Genomic DNA, 17,829 nt, shown 5'->3' on the forward strand with positions numbered 1-17,829 from the left:
TGACAATGGAGAATCAATTAACAATCGCAAATCAGCCTCAATTTCACAGGCTAAAAATAGCTAAAAAACGGCAACTTACCAAAAATGCTTTTGCCTTGGAATTGGAGATTCCTGAAGAATTAAAATCCAAATATCAATATATGGCTGGGCAATTTGTCACGCTGAAATATCATTTTAATGAAAAGGAAATTCAGAATGATTATTCCTTTACGTCTGCACCTTTTGAAGATAAAACTGAACTTGCAATCAAAATAAATGGTGAGAAAAGTTCTACCAACTTCCTGTTTCAGAATTATCATATCGGCAACGAAATCTCTGTGAGTGAACCTTTAGGCCGATTTTTCATCCCATCAAAGCCAAACGAGAAACGAACCATTATCGCTTTCGCTGCAGGAATTGGAATCACACCGATTATCAGCCATATTAAGAATATTTTGTTTGAAGAAAAATCAACGAGAATTTTTCTTTTTTATGGTAATAAAAGCTATGAAGATATCATCCTTAAAGATGAATTAGAACTATTGCTGAAAGATAATGTCGGAAGATTGGAGGTTTATTATTTTTTGTCTCAGGAACCGGTTAAAGACAAGCTTTTTCAGGGAAGACTGGATGAAAAAAAGATTTCATTAATCATCAATCAGATTCTTCATCTTGATGAAGATGACGAGGAATCGACGATTTGGGACAGTACGGACAAAGTTTTGATCTGTGGTCCGGGTACAATGATAAAATCTGTTGCAAATGCTTGTTACAATCACGGAATTCCTAAAAAGAATATTCATTTTGAATTGTTTGAAACTTTCAATGATGATATCTATCCGACGGAAAAAGAGTTTCCTCTGATTGAAAATGTAAACGTTAAAATCAAATTCAATCATATTGAAAAAGACGGAATTGTCCTGAAGAATAATGAGCGAAAGATTTTACAACAGTTATTGGATATGGGTTACAAATTACCTTATTCCTGCAAGTCGGGAATCTGCGGAAGTTGTCTTTGTTATCTGAAAAATGGCGAAGTGGATATGACGGAAGACGAATATCTGACCGAAAAAGAAAAACTTCAGGGGAAAATTTTACCTTGTGTTTCCATAGCAATGAGTAAAGACGTATATTTAGATTTTGATTTGTATTAATATATGCTCAGGGTGCTAACAAACATTTTTAAAGTATTATTCAGGCTTTTGGAACTGGGTATTTTGCTATTGATTTTAGCAAATGTCTGGGTTGTGGCACTCACCAGCGGAAGAACATATACGAAAATCAGCAAAGTTCCGCCAAGAGATTGCGCTTTGGTTTTGGGAACGTCTCCGAAGATGCGTTCAGGCGTTGCAAATCCTTATTTCGTTGCACGAATGGACGCTGTCGGAACACTTTATCACCACGGAAAAATCAAAAAAATCATTGTGAGCGGAGAGAAAAGCGAAAACTATGATGAACCGGAAGCCATGAAAAATTTTCTGGTTTACAATGAAGGTGTTCCTGAAAATATTATTACCAAAGATCCGAAAGGCTTTAACACCCATAAAAGTATTTTGCGCTGTAAAAATGTCTATAATGAGAAAAATGTGATTATTGTTTCACAGGGTTTCCACAACCTTCGGGCCTTGTTCTTTGCAAGAAATAACGGAATGAATGCTCTCGGATTCGACGCGCAGGATGTCAGTAAAAACGAAAGCTACTACAGAAATCATACCCGAGAATTTTTTGCCAGAGTTTTGGCCGTTTTCTACTATATTCTGGGAATTTCTCCGGAAGAGTAATTGTGAAATTTAAACTGCATTATTTTTCCAAATCCATCTTGGCAGATTCTTTGTAATTTATAAAAAGATTACTGAAAAGTATAATTTTAAAATCAAAGAAAATGAAAAATTCAATCAAAATAATTATAGCTACATTGGCATTAACCATGGTTTCCTGTGTAGCCGGAACAAGCAGTTATGCGTATAATGATCCTTATTCAGAAGGGTATTCGGATGGTTACAGGGACGGTTATTTCCGTTCGCCTGATGGTTACTGGTATGCTCCAAATGTGGTTTATCTGGACAACAACAATAATTATTACAGGAACGGTGCCATCTACAATTCAAGAAACAGGCTGAGCAATAATCTGATAATCTCTCCAAAAAGAAATTCTCTTCACAATCAAAATATCAGAATCCAGCCAAACAGAACGCAAAGGAATAGCGGAATGTTGCAGACTGATCAGCAAAATACAAAAACACAACCAACAAGAAAAACGCCCAATTCAATCAGAACAACACCACAACAGCAGACCCAGCCTCAGAGAGAAGTACGCTCTGGCGAAAATAGCGGAAGACGATAAATATAAAGCTGCAATTCGCAGCTTTTTTTGTGCAATCCATTCATTTTATTTCACTATAAAAAAGAAATTATCTTATTTTTGTAAAAAAAGTAAAGATGCTCGTGATAGGAATTGCCGGAGGAACAGGTTCCGGAAAAACAACTGTGGTTAATAAGATTCTTCAACAACTTAATTTAGAAGGCGTTAATGTGCTTTCTCAGGATAATTATTACCACGACAATCCTAACTTGACTTTATCAGAAAGAGAAGTTCTCAATTATGACCACCCAAAATCAATCGATTTTGACCTGATGTTGCAACATGTTAAGGCACTGAAAAATAATCAGAGTATAGAACAACCGATTTATTCTTTCGTGACCCATTCCAGAACTGGCGATCACGTTACTGTGGAGCCAAGAAATGTTTTGATTGTGGAAGGTATTCTGGTTTTGACAAGCAAAGAATTATTGAAAGAATTTGACCTGAAGGTATTTGTTCACGCAGATTCCGATGAAAGATTGATCCGAAGAATCCGAAGAGATACGCAGGAAAGAGGACGTGATCTGCAGGAAGTTTTACACAGATATCAGACAACTCTCAAGCCAATGCATCAGGAGTTTATTGAGCCTTCTAAAAATGAAGCAGACCTTATTGTTCCTAATATGAAGCAAAATTCTGTAGCAATTGACTTCTTAACAACCGTGATCAACAATTCGCTTAAAAAGGTTCATTAATAGTATTTGTTATGAAAGAACTCATCAAAGATATCAAGAAAAAATCGCCCACACTTGAGTTTATGAAAACTTATGTATTTAATAAATATATGCTGACATTAGTGGGGTTTTTAGTTTGGATGATATTTTTTGACAGCACTTCTTTTTTGGTTATCAATGAACTGAATGGCGAAATCAAACGCTATGAAAACCAACGAGAATTCTACAAAACTGAATACGAAAAGAATGATAAATTCTATCGTAAACTGATGAACAATAAGCAGGAAAAAGAAAAATATGCCCGCGAAAATTACTTTATGAAAAAACCGAATGAGGAAATTTTCATCTTGGTAGTCGACAGTTCCAAAATCACAAAAAAATAATACAAATGAGTTTCATAGAAAATACATTGGAAGATTGGGAAAACCTTGTTAAAAAGCAACTCAAAACAGAAAATATTTATGAAATTCTTTCTAAAGATAATCTGGAAAACATTTTTGTAAAACCATATTATCAAAATAATAAAAAGACTAAAATTCTTCCAAAAGTCGAAGAAAGCACACATCTGGTTGCAGAATATCAGGATGGTTTGGAAGAACAGGCTTTTGCATTTCTTTTGAATGAAAATATTGAAGCCTTAGATGAAAAAGCTCTGTTCGTCAACAATCCGGATCTGGCAGAACATATATTAACTGATAAAACCAATCGTTACTTCTCTTTGATTGATGTTTTCTCTGATGATAAAATGGCCGAAATCAATGACCATTTGGCTGGCGAGCTATTATCAAAAGCTTTTGAAAGACAGATATGTGTAGACATCAGTTTGCATCAAAATGCTGGTGCTTCAATCATCCAGCAATTGACTTTTGCGCTGTCAAAGTCTAAAGAATTGGTGGAAAAATTCGGTGCGGAAATTCTTGAAAAATTAGTTTTCAGATTTGCAATTGGTTCCAATTATTTTTTCGAAATTGCTAAACTCAGAGCTTTCAAATATCTCTTCAATCAGTTTTCTAAAGAATTTGAAAAAGATTTGATTCCTTATATGTTTGCTGAAACTTCATTCAGAAATAAAGCTAAAAATGATGCTGAAAATAATCTGATTAGATCTACACTGGAATTGGCTTCGGCGATGATTGGCGGTGCAGATGCTGTTTTTTCCAATGATTATAAAATTGAAAATAAAACAGAACTTTCCAAAGAGATTTCTTTCAAACAGCAGGTCGTTCTAGCTTATGAAAGTATTATCAATGTATTTGAAGACGCAACTTCCGGAAGTTATTTCGTGGAAGATATCACGCAACAATTCGCTGAGAAATCATGGAAACTGTTTTTGGAAATTGAAGAAAACGGCGGTTATCTCGAGCTTTTGAAAGCTGGTGAAATACAGAAAATGATTTTTGAACAAGCTGTGAAAGAGCAAAGCTGGGTTGAAGAAGGGAAAATTAAATTAATTGGCGTTAATCTTTATCCGAAATTAGAAAAAAAGAATTCTGTTGAAGAACTTTATAATTCTAATGAAATTAAAGCTGTCCGTCTGTCAGAAATGTTTGAGTAATGAGAACGCATTTTCAGGATCTTTTGCAGTACAATCTTCATTTTAACCAATTATTGATTCAGAATTTTCTGGAAAATAATTCGGCTTGGTCGGAGAGAAGTAAGAATCTTCTCAATCATATCCTGAATGCGCATCAAATATGGAATGCAAGAATCCTTAATCAGGATACAATGGGCGTTTGGGAGGTTCATGCTGATGATTCGTTACTTCATATCAATTCGGATAATTTTAACAGTAGTTTTAAAATCCTTACCGAACGGGAATTTTCTGATATTATTTGCTACAGGAATTCGCAGGGAAAAGAATTTAAAAATACAATTCAACAGGTATTATTTCATCTCATCAATCATTCAACATATCATCGCGGACAGATCGCAACGCTGATGAAACAGTCGGGATTGGAGCCTATCAATACAGATTATATTTTCTATAAAAGACATTTCTGAATTCTCAATTTAAAATTACATTATTCTCAATTTTGGTAATTATTAACTCACAATTCGTAAATCTTAACTAATTCACTATCTTTGCAAAAATTTTAGATAATGAGCGGAGACGGAAATCAATCAGGTAGAAACAAAAAACCAAGAACTTCTGGAGGCAGCAGACCTTCCGGAAGCTCCCGTAGCTCCAGTAATAACAGAGGAAATTCTGCGGGCGGAAAATCTTTTGGAAATTCCCGAGGACCGAAAACAACAAGAGGCGGTGACCGTTTCGACAGCAGAGATAAATATGAAGATGGCGAAAGAAAATCATTTAGCAAAAAACCTGCAAATAAAAAACCATATATCCGGCCGGAAACTTCGGAAGACAGAACTAAATCATATATCCAAAGAAGAAGATTAGAGAAAATTACGAAAGAAGTTTTCAAAGATACGATCAGACTTAATAAATATATTGCGAACTCAGGAATCTGCAGTAGAAGAGAAGCTGATGAACTCATCACGCAGGGTCTTGTGGAAGTGAACGGAAAGGTGGTAACAGAAATGGGGTATCAGGTTCAGAAAACCGACAGAGTAGTTTTTGACGGACAGAATATCACGCCGGAAAAACCGGTTTACGTTCTCTTGAACAAACCTAAAGGTTATATCTCCACAACGAAGGATGAAAAAGCCAGAAAAACAGTGATGGATCTTACGGCAAATGCTTCTCCTTACAGGATTTTCCCTGTCGGAAGGCTGGACAGGCAAACGACCGGTGTTATTCTGTTGACCAATGACGGACATATGACTAAAAAGCTTACGCATCCGTCCTTCAATATGAGAAAAATCTATCATGTGACGCTGGACAGAAAATTATCTATTGAAGATCTTAAGTCGATTGCAGAAGGTATCAGACTGGAAGAAGGTGTTGCCGAAGTGGACAGCATTTCTTTCATTGAAGGAAAACCAAAAAATGAAGTTGGCATAGAAATCCATATCGGATGGAACAGGGTGATCCGAAGAATTTTTCAGAAGCTGGGCTACGAAGTGGAAGCGCTGGACAGAGTGATGTTTGCCGGACTGACCAAGAAAAACATCAAACGCGGGCACTGGAGAATCCTTACGGAACAGGAAGTGAATAATTTGAAAATGTTATAAGTTTTTCAACACATAATATAGAAACGAGATCAATTCCTGATCTCGTTTTTCTTTATAATATCATTTAAAAACCTTGCTGATAATATTCCCGATCTCGACGAAATCTCCATGGTTGTTTATAGACCTTTTCTCGGACTTCATGGTTTCTGTTGCAGTAAAAGGATATATAAGCAAGTGATTCTTATCTTTTAATGATGCGTTCAGAAATTCAGGGATAAGTCTCATAGGCTGGATGTATGATACCATTCCGCGTTTTGCCATCACAAAGATCACAGCTTCATCACTATCAACATTTTCAGCTGCCTTCTGAGCATCCTTCCAATTGTCGGTTACAAAGAATCTGGCTTCTATACTGTTCTTTTTGAGTATTCTTTCCAGAATCTGTCTGATACTCTGATTACAATAAAAACTTACCGTTGCGCCAGAGTTTTTGGCAATGTTCCAGATTCTCAGCATTGCATGGAAAAAGCCAGCTTCTTTCTGAGCGTGATCAGGAATCAGTACTTTATAATTCTTAACCGTTGCAAGCGGCTGCACAGCATGATAGATCAGGATATTGACATTATCATTCTGAAGGTATCCATTATAAAGATTATAAAGGAACGACTGAGAAAACCCTTTTTCTTCTTCCAAACCTATAATCAGATCCGTGATTTTCTGCTCCTTGATAACATTGTTGATGCCCGAGATCACATCGTTATCATATCTTGTTAATGCCTTCAGCCGGACATCCGCAGCAGCGGCGGTATGCACAGCCTGCTCCAGGATCTTCTCTGCGTTCCTGACAGATGATTCATTTTTATCTTCGTTGATGATATTCAAAGCAAAAAGACGGTCATGATTTTCGTGGGACTTGATGAGTAGACCCAGATTAATCATCTTGTCAACGGTAGTTTCGTAGTTCATCGCAAGCAATATATTTTCTTCTTCATTGGATTCTCCGGAAACGGTTTCGTCATGGTCTGCGTCTGCAATCTTTTGTGCGCTGGACATCGAAATGAAAGAAGAAACTGTACACGAAACCAATATCAGAAGAATACTGCCGTTAAGTACATGCTCATTTAATAACCTCACCGGTTCGCCCGCTTCGGTTTCAGAGATGATGATATTATAACCGACCATTACCGAAGCCAGTGTCGCAGCAGCGGATGCAGAACTGAGCCCGAAGATAAGCTTCCCTTCATCCCGAGAAAGGCGGAATGTTTTCTGTGTCATCACAGCGGCGATGTATTTACCGCCGATCGATGCGATCAGCATAATTGCTGCTGCAAAGATCGTATCCCAGCTTTTGAAGAAAACCTTGAAATCTATCAGCATCCCCACGCTTATCAGAAAGAAAGGAATGAATATCGCATTGCCGACAAACTCCACACGGTTCATGAGGGATGATGTGTGGGGAATGAGCCTGTTGAGCGCAAGCCCGGCTAAAAATGCACCGATGATGGCTTCTACACCTGCAAGCTCTGCCAATACTGCAGCCAGATAAATCATTACCAGGACAAAGATATATTGTGAGATCTTATCACTGACTTTTTTGAAAAACCATCTCCCGATAATCGGAAAAACCAACAGCACAATAAGCCCGAAGATGAGGACTGAAGACGATAATCTGATCCAGAATTCGCTGCCGACTTCGCCCTGCGTCATGCCTACCACTACAGCAAGAACCAATAATGCCAGAATATCGGTGATCATAGTTCCGCCGACGGTAATGTTGACAGCCTTGTTCTTTGAGACTCCAAGTTTGCTCACCAGCGGATAGGCAATCAGTGTATGCGAAGAAAATAAGCTGGCGAACAGAACGGACGTCAGAACATTGAATTTCAGTAAATAAAATCCGCCAAGATAGCCCAGTACAAAGGGAATAATGAAAGTGTAAACCCCGAATCCGAGACTTTTCCATTTATTCTTTTTGAAGTCGCCCATGTCGATTTCCAGTCCTGCAAGGAACATGATGTAGAGTAAACCTGTAGTTCCGGTCACCACGATGCTACTGTCCCGGCTAAGCACGTTGAGACCATTCGGGCCTATGATAGCACCGGCAATGATGAGTCCCAGAAGGTGAGGAACCTTGATCTTGTTGAGCAGAAGCGGTGCCCCGAGAATGATGATGAGCACGAGCAAAAACTTCAGCACCGGATCTTCTATCGGCAAGCTGAGATTATGAATGGTAAGAATCATCATTGCTTTATTTATTAGAAGGTCTTACAAGCTCTACAGAGAATTTGGCGATACAGTTCTTATCAGAGATCACGGTTCTTGTTCCCCGCATCTTGGTGGGTGTGATGTCGTCGAGAAGAATGTTCATTTCTACTTTTTTGGATGATGTAGAGTCTGTCCGGAACTTCATTCTTATTTCATCATTGGTATATTCGGAAGTGTAGATTCTTACAATTTTATTATTATTCAGGATCTTGACAGCCATCTGTGTAGAGTCGCTCACAAATACCCAGTTATCTGTACGCTGGTCACCGATAACATAATCGCTGCAGTTGGATTCTGTACAGATCACTTTGCCGTTCCAGCTTCCTGCAATAGCTTCCGGCCAGGCTTTTATTACAGAAGCTGTATCCTTTTTGATGCTGCTGATGCTATCCCTCATTTTCACTAGTGACTGGTAATCGGCTTCTTTCAGTGCAAATTCCTGTTCTTTTTTTAACAGTTCTTTTTCACGGAGAGCTAACGCATCGTCCTGCTTGTTCTGGCAGGAACTGAGAAGCCATAGAATGAGAGTAGTCCAGATAATATTTTTCTTGATCATAAACTTTATTTTTTTTCTTTTCAATATACACAAAATATATCGGGAAATCTGAGCAGCAGCAGCCTATAGGTCTGAAGTTTGTTTTAAGCTCATAAGTAATTCTAATGTTCCGGAAATATCCAACCAAACATCAGACCATATAAGCGATTTTTAAAAAAACACCTTATAAAAAGCCCCTGCCAGCGAGCACTTCGAAGCTTGTGTCACCAGACCGCCCCCGTGAGTCAACGGGGGCGGTCTGCTCTCTTCACGGGACCGCCCCCGTCAAGCGATGGGGACGGTCCCGTGAGATGACGGATGCGGACAGAATAAAAGGCCGTTCCGGAATCTACCAAAAATTGTCTTAAAAGCATTACTTTTAGCGATCCGGAATCCTTGTAAAAAAGGCAGATAGTTGAAAAGGTTATTTCACTTCATCATAAAAAAGAATCCTGTCATTCTTATCAAAGCTGATAATTATAATTTCCCGGTTTTTTGCCGCATCATTGTTGAAAAATTTGGCTCTTGCAGGGACATTCGGTTCATCAGATAACCTTGGGTTCCAATAGAGTAATTGCCTTGTATCCTGTGTGATTTTCTTGTAATTATCACTTGTTATATCCGGCTGCTCGAATTCAGCGGCTTTGTCATAACCTCGTAAAAGTGTTTTATTGGTGGCTTCTTTCTTATCATCCTGAGCGGCACCCATATTTCCTCTTTTGGTGTAGACTGCGACGGCATTGCCAACGAGTCCGTCATTTTTCAGTACTTTCACCATCGCTATATTACTTACAGGAAGGGAGTTGATCATGCTGGCATCCACAGGGATCTCATCCAGATACAGTTTTGCCTGCGAGCCACGGATAGACGGCACATAGTTGCCGGAGCCGTCCATGGTAAAAGTGAGTCCGGCCGCTCTTCCCTGTAACCACTGCAGGATGTTGAGAGAAGCCTGCGCATCCTGATTTTCATTGACGAAATCAAAAACCGTGGCATTGAAACTGCTGAATCTTCCGGTGGAGAGCTGTTTGTCCAGTTCCGCCGTCAGATCTTTTTTCTTTGCGGTCACCTGCACTTCCTGGATCTGGATTTCATCATTCCTGATATTGTTCTGATTTTTTATATTCTGCAAAGCGTTTATAACAATAGGATTAGCAGGCGTCTTTTCTGTTGTCAGGCGGTAATTTGTTGCCGGCAAAGTTCCTTTGTATGGGGCATTTTCTGTCACGCTTTGGAAGATCAGATTCAGGTTGTCAGATTCGGAAGCTTTATCCTTATTGAGATAATAAGAGACAGTCAGAGGTTCATCGAACCGGAGATTGTCCAGATAGAGATTCCCGCTGTCATCAGTCTGTGCCTGGACAAAGGATTTTTCGGTATTTTCTGATTTGAAAAGTAAGTTGACAGGTGTATTCGGGAGTGCACGTCCGTTGTTGGTCATTCTTCCTTTATAAGACAGGTTGATCTGAGGTTTGAATTTGATTTCCGGGGTTTTACCGGCAAACAGATCGTTCCAGTCAAAACGTTTCCATTGTTCGGAGATCATAAGAGCGTCCAAAGCATCAGCATTAGCGTCCTTATTAAAATATTGCGCCGGCGAAACCATTGGTGAAGTCAGATCGCTCGTGAGCCAGAGCGCACTCAGGATATTTTCCTTACTGTAATTGTCCGGAATATTGTTGGCATCTCTCACCAAAACCGTATAATGCTGATAATCCGGGTCAGGATGCAGGTCAAAACTGTTAAAAGCTCTGGGCTGATTATTCAGAGATATATCTACAAAGTTTGGCTCATCGATGCTCAGATTTTTAGGCTTGATGAAACAAAGTCTCTGCGCTACAAGGTTTTCCTTATCATCAAAAATACTAAGCTGCAGAATGCCATTGATCTCGTCACTTGCTTTGATAGGAATTTTACTTGATGCATCAGGGGCATTGGCTTTGATGTTCGCTTTATAAGCCAGCTGATTATTGATGGTTCCGATGATGGTATAACCTTTCAGACCTTCCGGAAGATTGCTGCTTTTGATCGTAAATTGTATGCCTTCAGAATTGCTGTTCGCCTGGACATTGATCCCGGATTCGGAAACTTTTGGCAACGTGATGATCTGCTTCTGACCTTTGTCGTCTTCTACCACAGCTTTATATATTTTTCCGGCTTTTGGAGTAATGGAAAACGAGCCGACATTCTGATCCAGGGCTTTAAAGCTGGTTAGCTTTTCATTAGGCTTTTCGGAATCGATGATATAGCCGCTCCATGCCACAGGAGGAACCTCCTGAGAATAAATTCTTACTGCAACTTTCGTAGGAATATTGCTGACAAACGTGCCGCCTTCCGGGAAGACGCCAGCAGTCCAACTGGTGTTTTTATCAAGTATCAGTTTCTGTTCAGAAGTCGGATTATAGATCGGCACCGCTTTGATATAATTGAATTCTTCAGGAAAATTAGCCATCCAGCCCGTATAGGCTCTGATGTAATAGATGTCTTCTTTCAGCGCATTGGTCAGGTTAAAACTTCCTTCGCCCTCACCTTTGTTCAGGAAAACGGTTCTTTTATCAACCAAATTTTTCTGATGGTCATAGAGTTCCACAAATAGAGTAGTGGGCGCTTCCGCCCGGCTGTAACCATTGAAAACAAAAGATTTGAAATAGAGATTGTCGCCGACTACATATTGATCTTTGTCCAGCAGAAGATATACTTTTTCCTGTCCATAGTTTTTTTCGAGATTATCGATAGCTTTGTCAATCTTGCCCTGTGCGCTGAATAAAGAAATGCCGAGCGCATAAAGAAGACAAATGAAGATTTTTTTCATACTGAAAAAGTAAAGTTAGTTTTCTCTCTGCAAATTAATCATTCAAAAGAAAACCCTCGACATCTGCCGAGGGTTTTATGTAATTTTTAACAGGATTAAATACTGTTTACAATTTGATTCAAAGTTTCCGAAGGTCTCATTGCTTTGTCAGTCTTTACGAAATCCGGCCTGTAATAACCATCAATATCCTGAGGCTTGCCTTGAGAACCGATCAGTTCTTCATTGATTTTGCTTTCGTTTTCTGTTAAAGCTTTTGCGACAGGCACAAACTTCGCAGCGATACCGGCATCTTTAGTCTGCTTTGTAAGAGCTTCCGCCCAATAAGTTGCCAAATAGAAGTGTGAACCTCTGTTATCGATAGTTCCCAGTTTTCTACCCGGAGATTTATCTTCTGCCAGGAATTTTGCATTAGCTTCATCCAAAGCATCCGCTAAAATCTGAGCTTTTGTATTGTTTTGAGTTTGTGCCAGATGTTCCAAAGAAGCTTGCAGTGCCAAGAATTCACCAAGAGAATCCCATCTCAAATAACCTTCTTCGATGAATTGCTCGATGTGTTTCGGAGCAGAACCTCCAGCGCCCGTTTCGAACAATCCGCCACCGTTCATCAATGGAACGATAGACAACATTTTCGCAGAAGTTCCTAGTTCCAAAATAGGGAAAAGGTCGGTCAAATAATCTCTCAAAACGTTTCCGGAAACAGAAATGGTGTCTTTGCCTTGTCTTGCTCTTTCCAAAGTTTCGGTCATCGCATCTTTCACATCAAGGATTTTGATATCCAATCCGGTTGTGTCGTGATCTGCCAAATATTTATTAACCTTTTTGATCATTTCTCTGTCATGCGCTCTTGCCTGGTCTAACCAGAAAATCGCAGGTGTTTCAGACAATCTTGCTCTGTTAACAGCCAGTTTTACCCAGTCCTGAATTGGCGCATCTTTAGTCTGACACATTCTGAAAATATCAGATTTTTCCACTTTTTGTTCAAGTAAAGTGTTTCCGTTTTCATCAAGGACTTTGATTGCTCCGTCCGCTTCAGCTTGGAAAGTTTTATCGTGTGAACCGTATTCCTCAGCTTTCTGAGCCATCAGCCCAACATTCGGAACAGAACCCATTGTTGTTGGGTCAAGCGCTCCGTTCTTTTTCATATCATCGATTGCCGCCTGGTAGAAACCTGCGTAAGAACGGTCCGGAATAATCGCCAAAGTATCATCTTCTGCACCAGCTTTGTCCCACATTTTTCCTCCATTTCTGATTAATGCTGCCATAGACGCATCCACAATAATGTCAGAAGGAACGTGGAAATTCGTGATTCCTTTGTCAGAATTTACCATTGCTACTTTTGGACCTTCAGAAAGAACTTTGTCAATATCCGCTTTGATTTCTGCTTCCTGAGGAATTCCGGCAATTTTATCGTAAAGATTTTGCAATCCGTTGTTTGGATTGATGTCTAATGATTTAAAAATCTCAGCATATTTAGCAAAAACATCTTTGAAAAACGTTTCAACAATAGCTCCAAAAATAATAGGGTCAGAGATTTTCATCATCGTCGCTTTCAAATGTGCAGAAAGTATCACGCCTCTTTGCTTTGCTTCATCAATTGCAGTCTGAACAAAAGCTTTCAGTGAGTTAAGATTCATCACGGAAGAATCGATTACTTCGCCTGCTTTTAGGTTAGCAAAATCTTTCAAAACCTTTTCAGAACCATCATTTCCAAAGAAAACAATCCTGAATTTGGAATCATTTTCTACGGTTATAGACGTTTCAGTTCCGTAGAAATCTCCGCTGGTCATATGCGCTACATCTGTTTTGCTGTCAGATGCCCAAGCTCCCATTTTGTGAGGATTAGCCTTAGCATAATTTTTGACCGCTTTTGGAGCACGTCTGTCAGAATTTCCTTCTCTCAGAACAGGGTTTACAGCAGAACCTAAGACTTTGGCATATTTAGCTTTGATAGCTTTCTCCTCATCATTTTTCGGTTCAGCAGGATAGTTTGGAACTGCAAAACCTTTAGCTTGTAATTCTGCAATTGCTTCTTCCAACTGAGGCGCAGATGCAGAGATATTTGGTAATTTAATAATGTTCGCTTCTGGGGTTGTAGCCAATTCGCCCAATTCCGCTAATGCATCTCCGATCTTTTGGTCATCCTTCAAAAACTCTGGAAAATTGGCAAGAATCCTGCCTGAAAGTGAAATGTCTTTTGAAACGATATTGATATCTGCAACCGATGTAAAAGCCTTAACGATGGGCAGGAAAGAGTGAGTTGCTAACATTGGTGCTTCATCCGTGAGCGTGTAGATAATTTTTGATTTTTCTGACATTATTTATTTGATTTTATTACATACTGAATCACAAAAATACGTATTTTATAATGATTTTATGATGATGGATATATGATTTTTGTTCAGAGTGATAATTAGTGATCATATCATCAAAAGTTAAATTTTATTAAAGTCGATTTTAATATTCAAAATCCAAAGATCAACCATTAACTTTGATGCAATTAATAATATAAACAATGTCACAAATTACATTCAAAGGAAATCCAGTTCATACTGTCGGAACATTACCGGAAATTGGGGCTACAGCTCAGGAGTTCACCTTGGTTGCAGCAGATTTATCAGAAAAGCATCTTGCCGACTACACAGGAAAAAGAGTTTTACTGAACATCTTTCCAAGTATCGATACGGGTGTTTGCGCAGCTTCTGCCAGACAATTCAATAAAGAAGCTAGTTCTTTGGAGAACACTGTTGTAATCAACGTTTCCAGAGATTTGCCTTTCGCATTGAATAGATTTTGCGCAGCAGAAGGTCTTGAAAATGTAGAAGTATTGTCGGATTTCCGGGGGAATTTTGGTGAAGATTATGGAGTGACACTGGATGGTTCTCCTTTAAAGGGATTACTGAGCAGAGCTGTTGTAGTTTTGGATGAAAAAGGAACTGTGATTTATACGGAACAGGTTCCGGAAATTGGTCAGGAGCCTAATTACGAAGCTGCTGTAAACGCATTGAAATAATTTCTGAATAAAATTATTCTTTATAGCGGGAAATCTAAAATAATAGATTTCCCGTTTTTATTTTACCGAGAAATAAATTTATTTTTAAATCGTTTTGATTTATAATAACTTATGAATTATTCAACTCTATTCAAAATCGTTTCATTTATACCAATAGTCAATTTAATTTCACTTTTAATATTGATTTTACATTCGTACATTTTGTTTGGTCATTTTCCAACCTATTCGAATCCTGACCCCAAAACTCTGAATTTTACATATCAGTTATTATTTATCAGATGATATTGATTTTTTCCTTTCTTTATTATCCATACTTAATTTTTAAACTTTTTTATTTTAAAGATTTAAATAGAAAAGTAATGAAAAAAAATGTTTGTTTATACTTAATCGGATTTATTCTGCTTTTAGTGATATTTAGAATGGAGACCTATAATCTAGGAGAATGGATTGCTGGTTAAATATCTTCAATTCACAAAATTATTTTTGTATTAATAAATAAATCTATTATTTTAGATTTTCCGTTTTATTTTATGGACGTATTAAAAAGTATCTATCAGCATCCCGCATTTTCTGAAGAAGACCTTAATCTTATCTTCGAAAAGCATGAAAAATTACATTTCAAAAAAGGCGAATTTTTCCTAAAGGAAAATGAAGTTTCAAATGAATATTTCGTTTTAGAAACGGGCGTTGCACGCTCCTTTGTATTCGATACAGATAACAATGACATCACGATTAATTTCTTTACAGAATTAGATATTATTATAGAAGCATCATCTATATTCCAAAGAATAGCATCGATAGAAAACATTCAGGCGGAGACAGATTGTATTGTCTGGAAAATAAATTATGATGATTTCCAGGAATTATTTTTGACCATTCCCGCACTTACGGAATGGGGAAGAGCGTGGATGTCTTATCAATTATTCTATCTTAAAAACCGTTCCGTGGAAATGATAACCAAATCGGCAACAGAACGTTATCTTGATTTAATTATAGCAAAACCCGAAGTTTTAAAATCTGCTCCACTTAAAAATATTGCATCTTTTCTTGGGATTACGGATACTTCACTTAGTAGAATTCGAAAGGATATTATAAAAGGATAAAAAAATCAGCAATGTTACTATTGCTGATTTTTAATTTATAGTCGTTTCATAAATTACTGATCCGCAAAATCTTTATTCAGGTTTTTCTTTTGCATCTTCTTATAAATAACATTCGACATTATTACACTTATTTCATAGAGTAAAACTAACGGAAGTGCTGCTGCCATCATACTCAGAACATCTGCAGGTGTAATGATCGCTGCAACCACCATTATCAGAACAATAGCGTGTCTTCTGTAAGTTCTCAGGAATTTTGGTGTCAGAATTCCTATGGATGTAAGGATATAAACTGCAATTGGAAAAAGGAAAACAACGCCCATTCCTAATGTGACCTGTAAAAACAATGTGGTATAATCTGACAAATCGAAAAGCTGAACGATATTATCTGAAACCTTAAATAATAACCCGAAATTAATTGCAAATGGCAAAATCAGAAAATAGCCAGTCAAAACACCACACATAAAAAGAATCCAAATTGAATTGATATAGAAAATAGAATTCTTTTTTTCTTTCGGCATCAAAGCAGGACTAATGAACTTCCATATTTCCCAGACAATGTATGGAAAAGCCAAAACCAATCCTGAGAAAATGGAAACCGCCATCATGACATTGAACTGTTGAAACAATTGCTTCTGCTGAACGCTGAACTGTGCCGGCAGAATAAAACTGTCATTTCCCGTTAGTTCTCTGGAAAAATGGTTTACAATCCTGAATGTTAAAAAGTCATTTCTTGTCGGCCCAAAGAAAATATGATCCATGACCCAGTTGATGTTGAATCCCACAACAATTGCCAAAACAACGATCGCTAAAATAGACCTCACAAGATGTGCCCTTAGTTCTCCGATATGTCCAAGAAAGGACATTTCCTTTTCTTCACTCATTATTTATAAATGATAAATTATTTAAAATCCTATGTCGTTTTTGTACGATATAACTCAAATGATTCCTTCGTCCAGTAATTTATGGATATCAATGATTCCATAATATTTTCCGTTTTCGGTTACAATTAACTGTCCGATATTATATTCTTTCAAAATATGCATTGCTTCTTTTGCAAGCTGTTCTTTATCAATCGTTTTCGGATTTCTGCTAGTAATATCAGCAGCTTTTATCTTAGAAATATCATCCTGATTCAGAAGCATTCTCCGGATATCGCCATCAGTGATCACCCCGACAATATTTTCATTATCAATTACAACCGTAATCCCGTGTTTTGAACCGCTGACGGATATTATAACATCCCGGATTCCAGATTCCGGCGAGACTTCAGGCTTGTTCTGAGATACAAATTGTTCTACTTTTGCGGTTAAATTTTTTCCGAGACTTCCACCTGGATGAAATTTGGCAAAATCAATATCCTTAAAACCTTTAAGCTCCATAAGGCAGATTGCAAGAGCGTCGCCCAAAGCCATTTGAACCGTTGTAGAACTTGTGGGAGCCAGTTTATTCGGACAGGCTTCTTTTTCCACATAGGTATTAAGAACGATGTCTGATATCTTGCCTAATTTACTTTCGGCATTCCCTGTCATCCCTATAAGTGCAGAAGAATATTCCTTCAAAAAAGGTAAAAGATTGACAATCTCAGGAGAATTTCCCGAGTAGGAAATACAGAGTACAATATCCTGTTTCTGGATCACTCCAAGATCACCGTGGATGGCTTCTGCAGCATGCAGAAACTGAGAAGGCGTACCCGTGGAGTTCAGCGTTGCAACTATTTTACTCGCAACATGAGCTGATTTTCCGATACCTACTACAATCAGTTTTCCTTTGCATTCGTTAATAGCAAGAACGCTTTTTATAAAGCTGTCGCCGAGTCTTTCACGAAGGTTTTTGAGTTCATTTATTTCTATATCCAATGCTTGATGAGCATTGGAAAGAATTTCATTCGGATTCAAAATTTTAAAAATATTTGATTATTTTTTTAATAATATTTTATTTTGTATCTTCACGCTAATAATTTTAAACAAGGAATGAGGTTTTCGGGCTTCATTTTTTTATCCCCTTAAATTGAGGA

At 38.0% G+C, this 17,829-nt stretch carries 16 protein-coding genes; 10 read left to right on the plus strand and 6 right to left on the minus strand.

All coding sequences use genetic code 11. The features are described from left to right. Positions 1–5 precede the first annotated feature (5 nt). The 8 genes from BUA97_RS14560 to BUA97_RS14595 all read left to right on the plus strand — a co-directional run bounded on the left by BUA97_RS14560 (position 6) and on the right by BUA97_RS14595 (position 6,150). Complete coding sequence (locus BUA97_RS14560; RefSeq protein ID WP_072999592.1) at positions 6–1,133, plus strand: 2Fe-2S iron-sulfur cluster-binding protein; 1,128 nt, start codon at positions 6–8, stop codon at positions 1,131–1,133. Positions 1,134–1,136: 3 nt separating this feature from the next. Beyond that, positions 1,137–1,760 carry a SanA/YdcF family protein gene (locus BUA97_RS14565; RefSeq protein WP_072999595.1) on the plus strand — a complete coding sequence of 208 codons (624 nt, stop codon included), beginning with the start codon at positions 1,137–1,139 and terminating at the stop codon, positions 1,758–1,760. A 101-nt stretch (positions 1,761–1,861) separates the two neighbouring features. Continuing rightward, positions 1,862–2,323, plus strand: coding sequence for a hypothetical protein (locus BUA97_RS14570; RefSeq protein ID WP_139258343.1), 462 nt, complete (start codon positions 1,862–1,864; stop codon positions 2,321–2,323). 95 nt (positions 2,324–2,418) lie between these two features. Then, positions 2,419–3,036 (plus strand): uridine kinase, encoded by a 618-nt coding sequence (udk, locus tag BUA97_RS14575; RefSeq protein ID WP_072999600.1) that lies wholly within the window; start codon positions 2,419–2,421, stop codon positions 3,034–3,036. A gap of 11 nt (positions 3,037–3,047) precedes the next feature. Then, positions 3,048–3,398 (plus strand): FtsB family cell division protein, encoded by a 351-nt coding sequence (locus BUA97_RS14580; protein ID WP_072999602.1) that lies wholly within the window; start codon positions 3,048–3,050, stop codon positions 3,396–3,398. Between the two features lie 5 nt (positions 3,399–3,403). Beyond that, positions 3,404–4,570, plus strand: a complete 1,167-nt coding sequence (locus tag BUA97_RS14585) for a methylmalonyl-CoA mutase family protein (protein ID WP_072999605.1) — start codon at positions 3,404–3,406, stop codon at positions 4,568–4,570. Next, entirely contained in the window at positions 4,570–5,016 is a 447-nt protein-coding gene (locus tag BUA97_RS14590; RefSeq protein WP_072999607.1) for a DinB family protein, read from the plus strand. The genes BUA97_RS14585 and BUA97_RS14590 overlap by 1 nt, the downstream gene beginning before the upstream one ends. Before the next feature lie 99 nt (positions 5,017–5,115). Beyond that, positions 5,116–6,150: a pseudouridine synthase gene (locus BUA97_RS14595; RefSeq protein ID WP_084081356.1), complete on the plus strand. Its 1,035-nt coding sequence runs from the start codon at positions 5,116–5,118 to the stop codon at positions 6,148–6,150. Positions 6,151–6,210: 60 nt separating this feature from the next. Here BUA97_RS14595 and BUA97_RS14600 read toward each other — a convergent pair whose 3' ends face one another. The 4 genes from BUA97_RS14600 to BUA97_RS14615 all read right to left on the minus strand — a co-directional run bounded on the left by BUA97_RS14600 (position 6,211) and on the right by BUA97_RS14615 (position 14,017). After that, positions 6,211–8,334: a cation:proton antiporter gene (locus tag BUA97_RS14600; RefSeq protein WP_072999609.1), complete on the minus strand. Its 2,124-nt coding sequence runs from the start codon at positions 8,332–8,334 to the stop codon at positions 6,211–6,213. Between the two features lie 4 nt (positions 8,335–8,338). Next, the gene (locus BUA97_RS14605) at positions 8,339–8,911 is read right to left on the minus strand and encodes a hypothetical protein (RefSeq protein WP_072999611.1); all 573 of its coding nucleotides are present in this window, start codon (positions 8,909–8,911) and stop codon (positions 8,339–8,341) included. A 403-nt stretch (positions 8,912–9,314) separates the two neighbouring features. After that, positions 9,315–11,702, minus strand: a complete 2,388-nt coding sequence (locus tag BUA97_RS14610; RefSeq protein WP_072999614.1) for a hypothetical protein — start codon at positions 11,700–11,702, stop codon at positions 9,315–9,317. 95 nt (positions 11,703–11,797) lie between these two features. Next, on the minus strand, positions 11,798–14,017 hold the full coding sequence (locus BUA97_RS14615) for an NADP-dependent isocitrate dehydrogenase (protein ID WP_072999616.1): 2,220 nt from the start codon (positions 14,015–14,017) through the stop codon (positions 11,798–11,800). A gap of 197 nt (positions 14,018–14,214) precedes the next feature. Here BUA97_RS14615 and tpx point away from each other — a divergent pair, with 197 nt between their 5' ends. Both tpx and BUA97_RS14625 read left to right on the plus strand, forming a co-directional pair. After that, positions 14,215–14,712 carry a thiol peroxidase gene (gene tpx / locus BUA97_RS14620; protein WP_072999618.1) on the plus strand — a complete coding sequence of 166 codons (498 nt, stop codon included), beginning with the start codon at positions 14,215–14,217 and terminating at the stop codon, positions 14,710–14,712. A gap of 530 nt (positions 14,713–15,242) precedes the next feature. Beyond that, entirely contained in the window at positions 15,243–15,815 is a 573-nt protein-coding gene (locus BUA97_RS14625) for a Crp/Fnr family transcriptional regulator (RefSeq protein WP_072999621.1), read from the plus strand. A 53-nt stretch (positions 15,816–15,868) separates the two neighbouring features. On the opposite strand, the gene tatC is transcribed toward BUA97_RS14625, so the two are convergent. Both tatC and BUA97_RS14635 read right to left on the minus strand, forming a co-directional pair. Continuing rightward, the gene (gene tatC / locus BUA97_RS14630) at positions 15,869–16,696 is read right to left on the minus strand and encodes a twin-arginine translocase subunit TatC (RefSeq protein ID WP_072999623.1); all 828 of its coding nucleotides are present in this window, start codon (positions 16,694–16,696) and stop codon (positions 15,869–15,871) included. Between the two features lie 54 nt (positions 16,697–16,750). Next, positions 16,751–17,710, minus strand: coding sequence for a KpsF/GutQ family sugar-phosphate isomerase (locus BUA97_RS14635; RefSeq protein ID WP_072999625.1), 960 nt, complete (start codon positions 17,708–17,710; stop codon positions 16,751–16,753). Positions 17,711–17,829 lie beyond the last annotated feature (119 nt).

The organism is Epilithonimonas mollis, assembly GCF_900142325.1.
Classification (GTDB): domain Bacteria; phylum Bacteroidota; class Bacteroidia; order Flavobacteriales; family Weeksellaceae; genus Epilithonimonas; species Epilithonimonas mollis.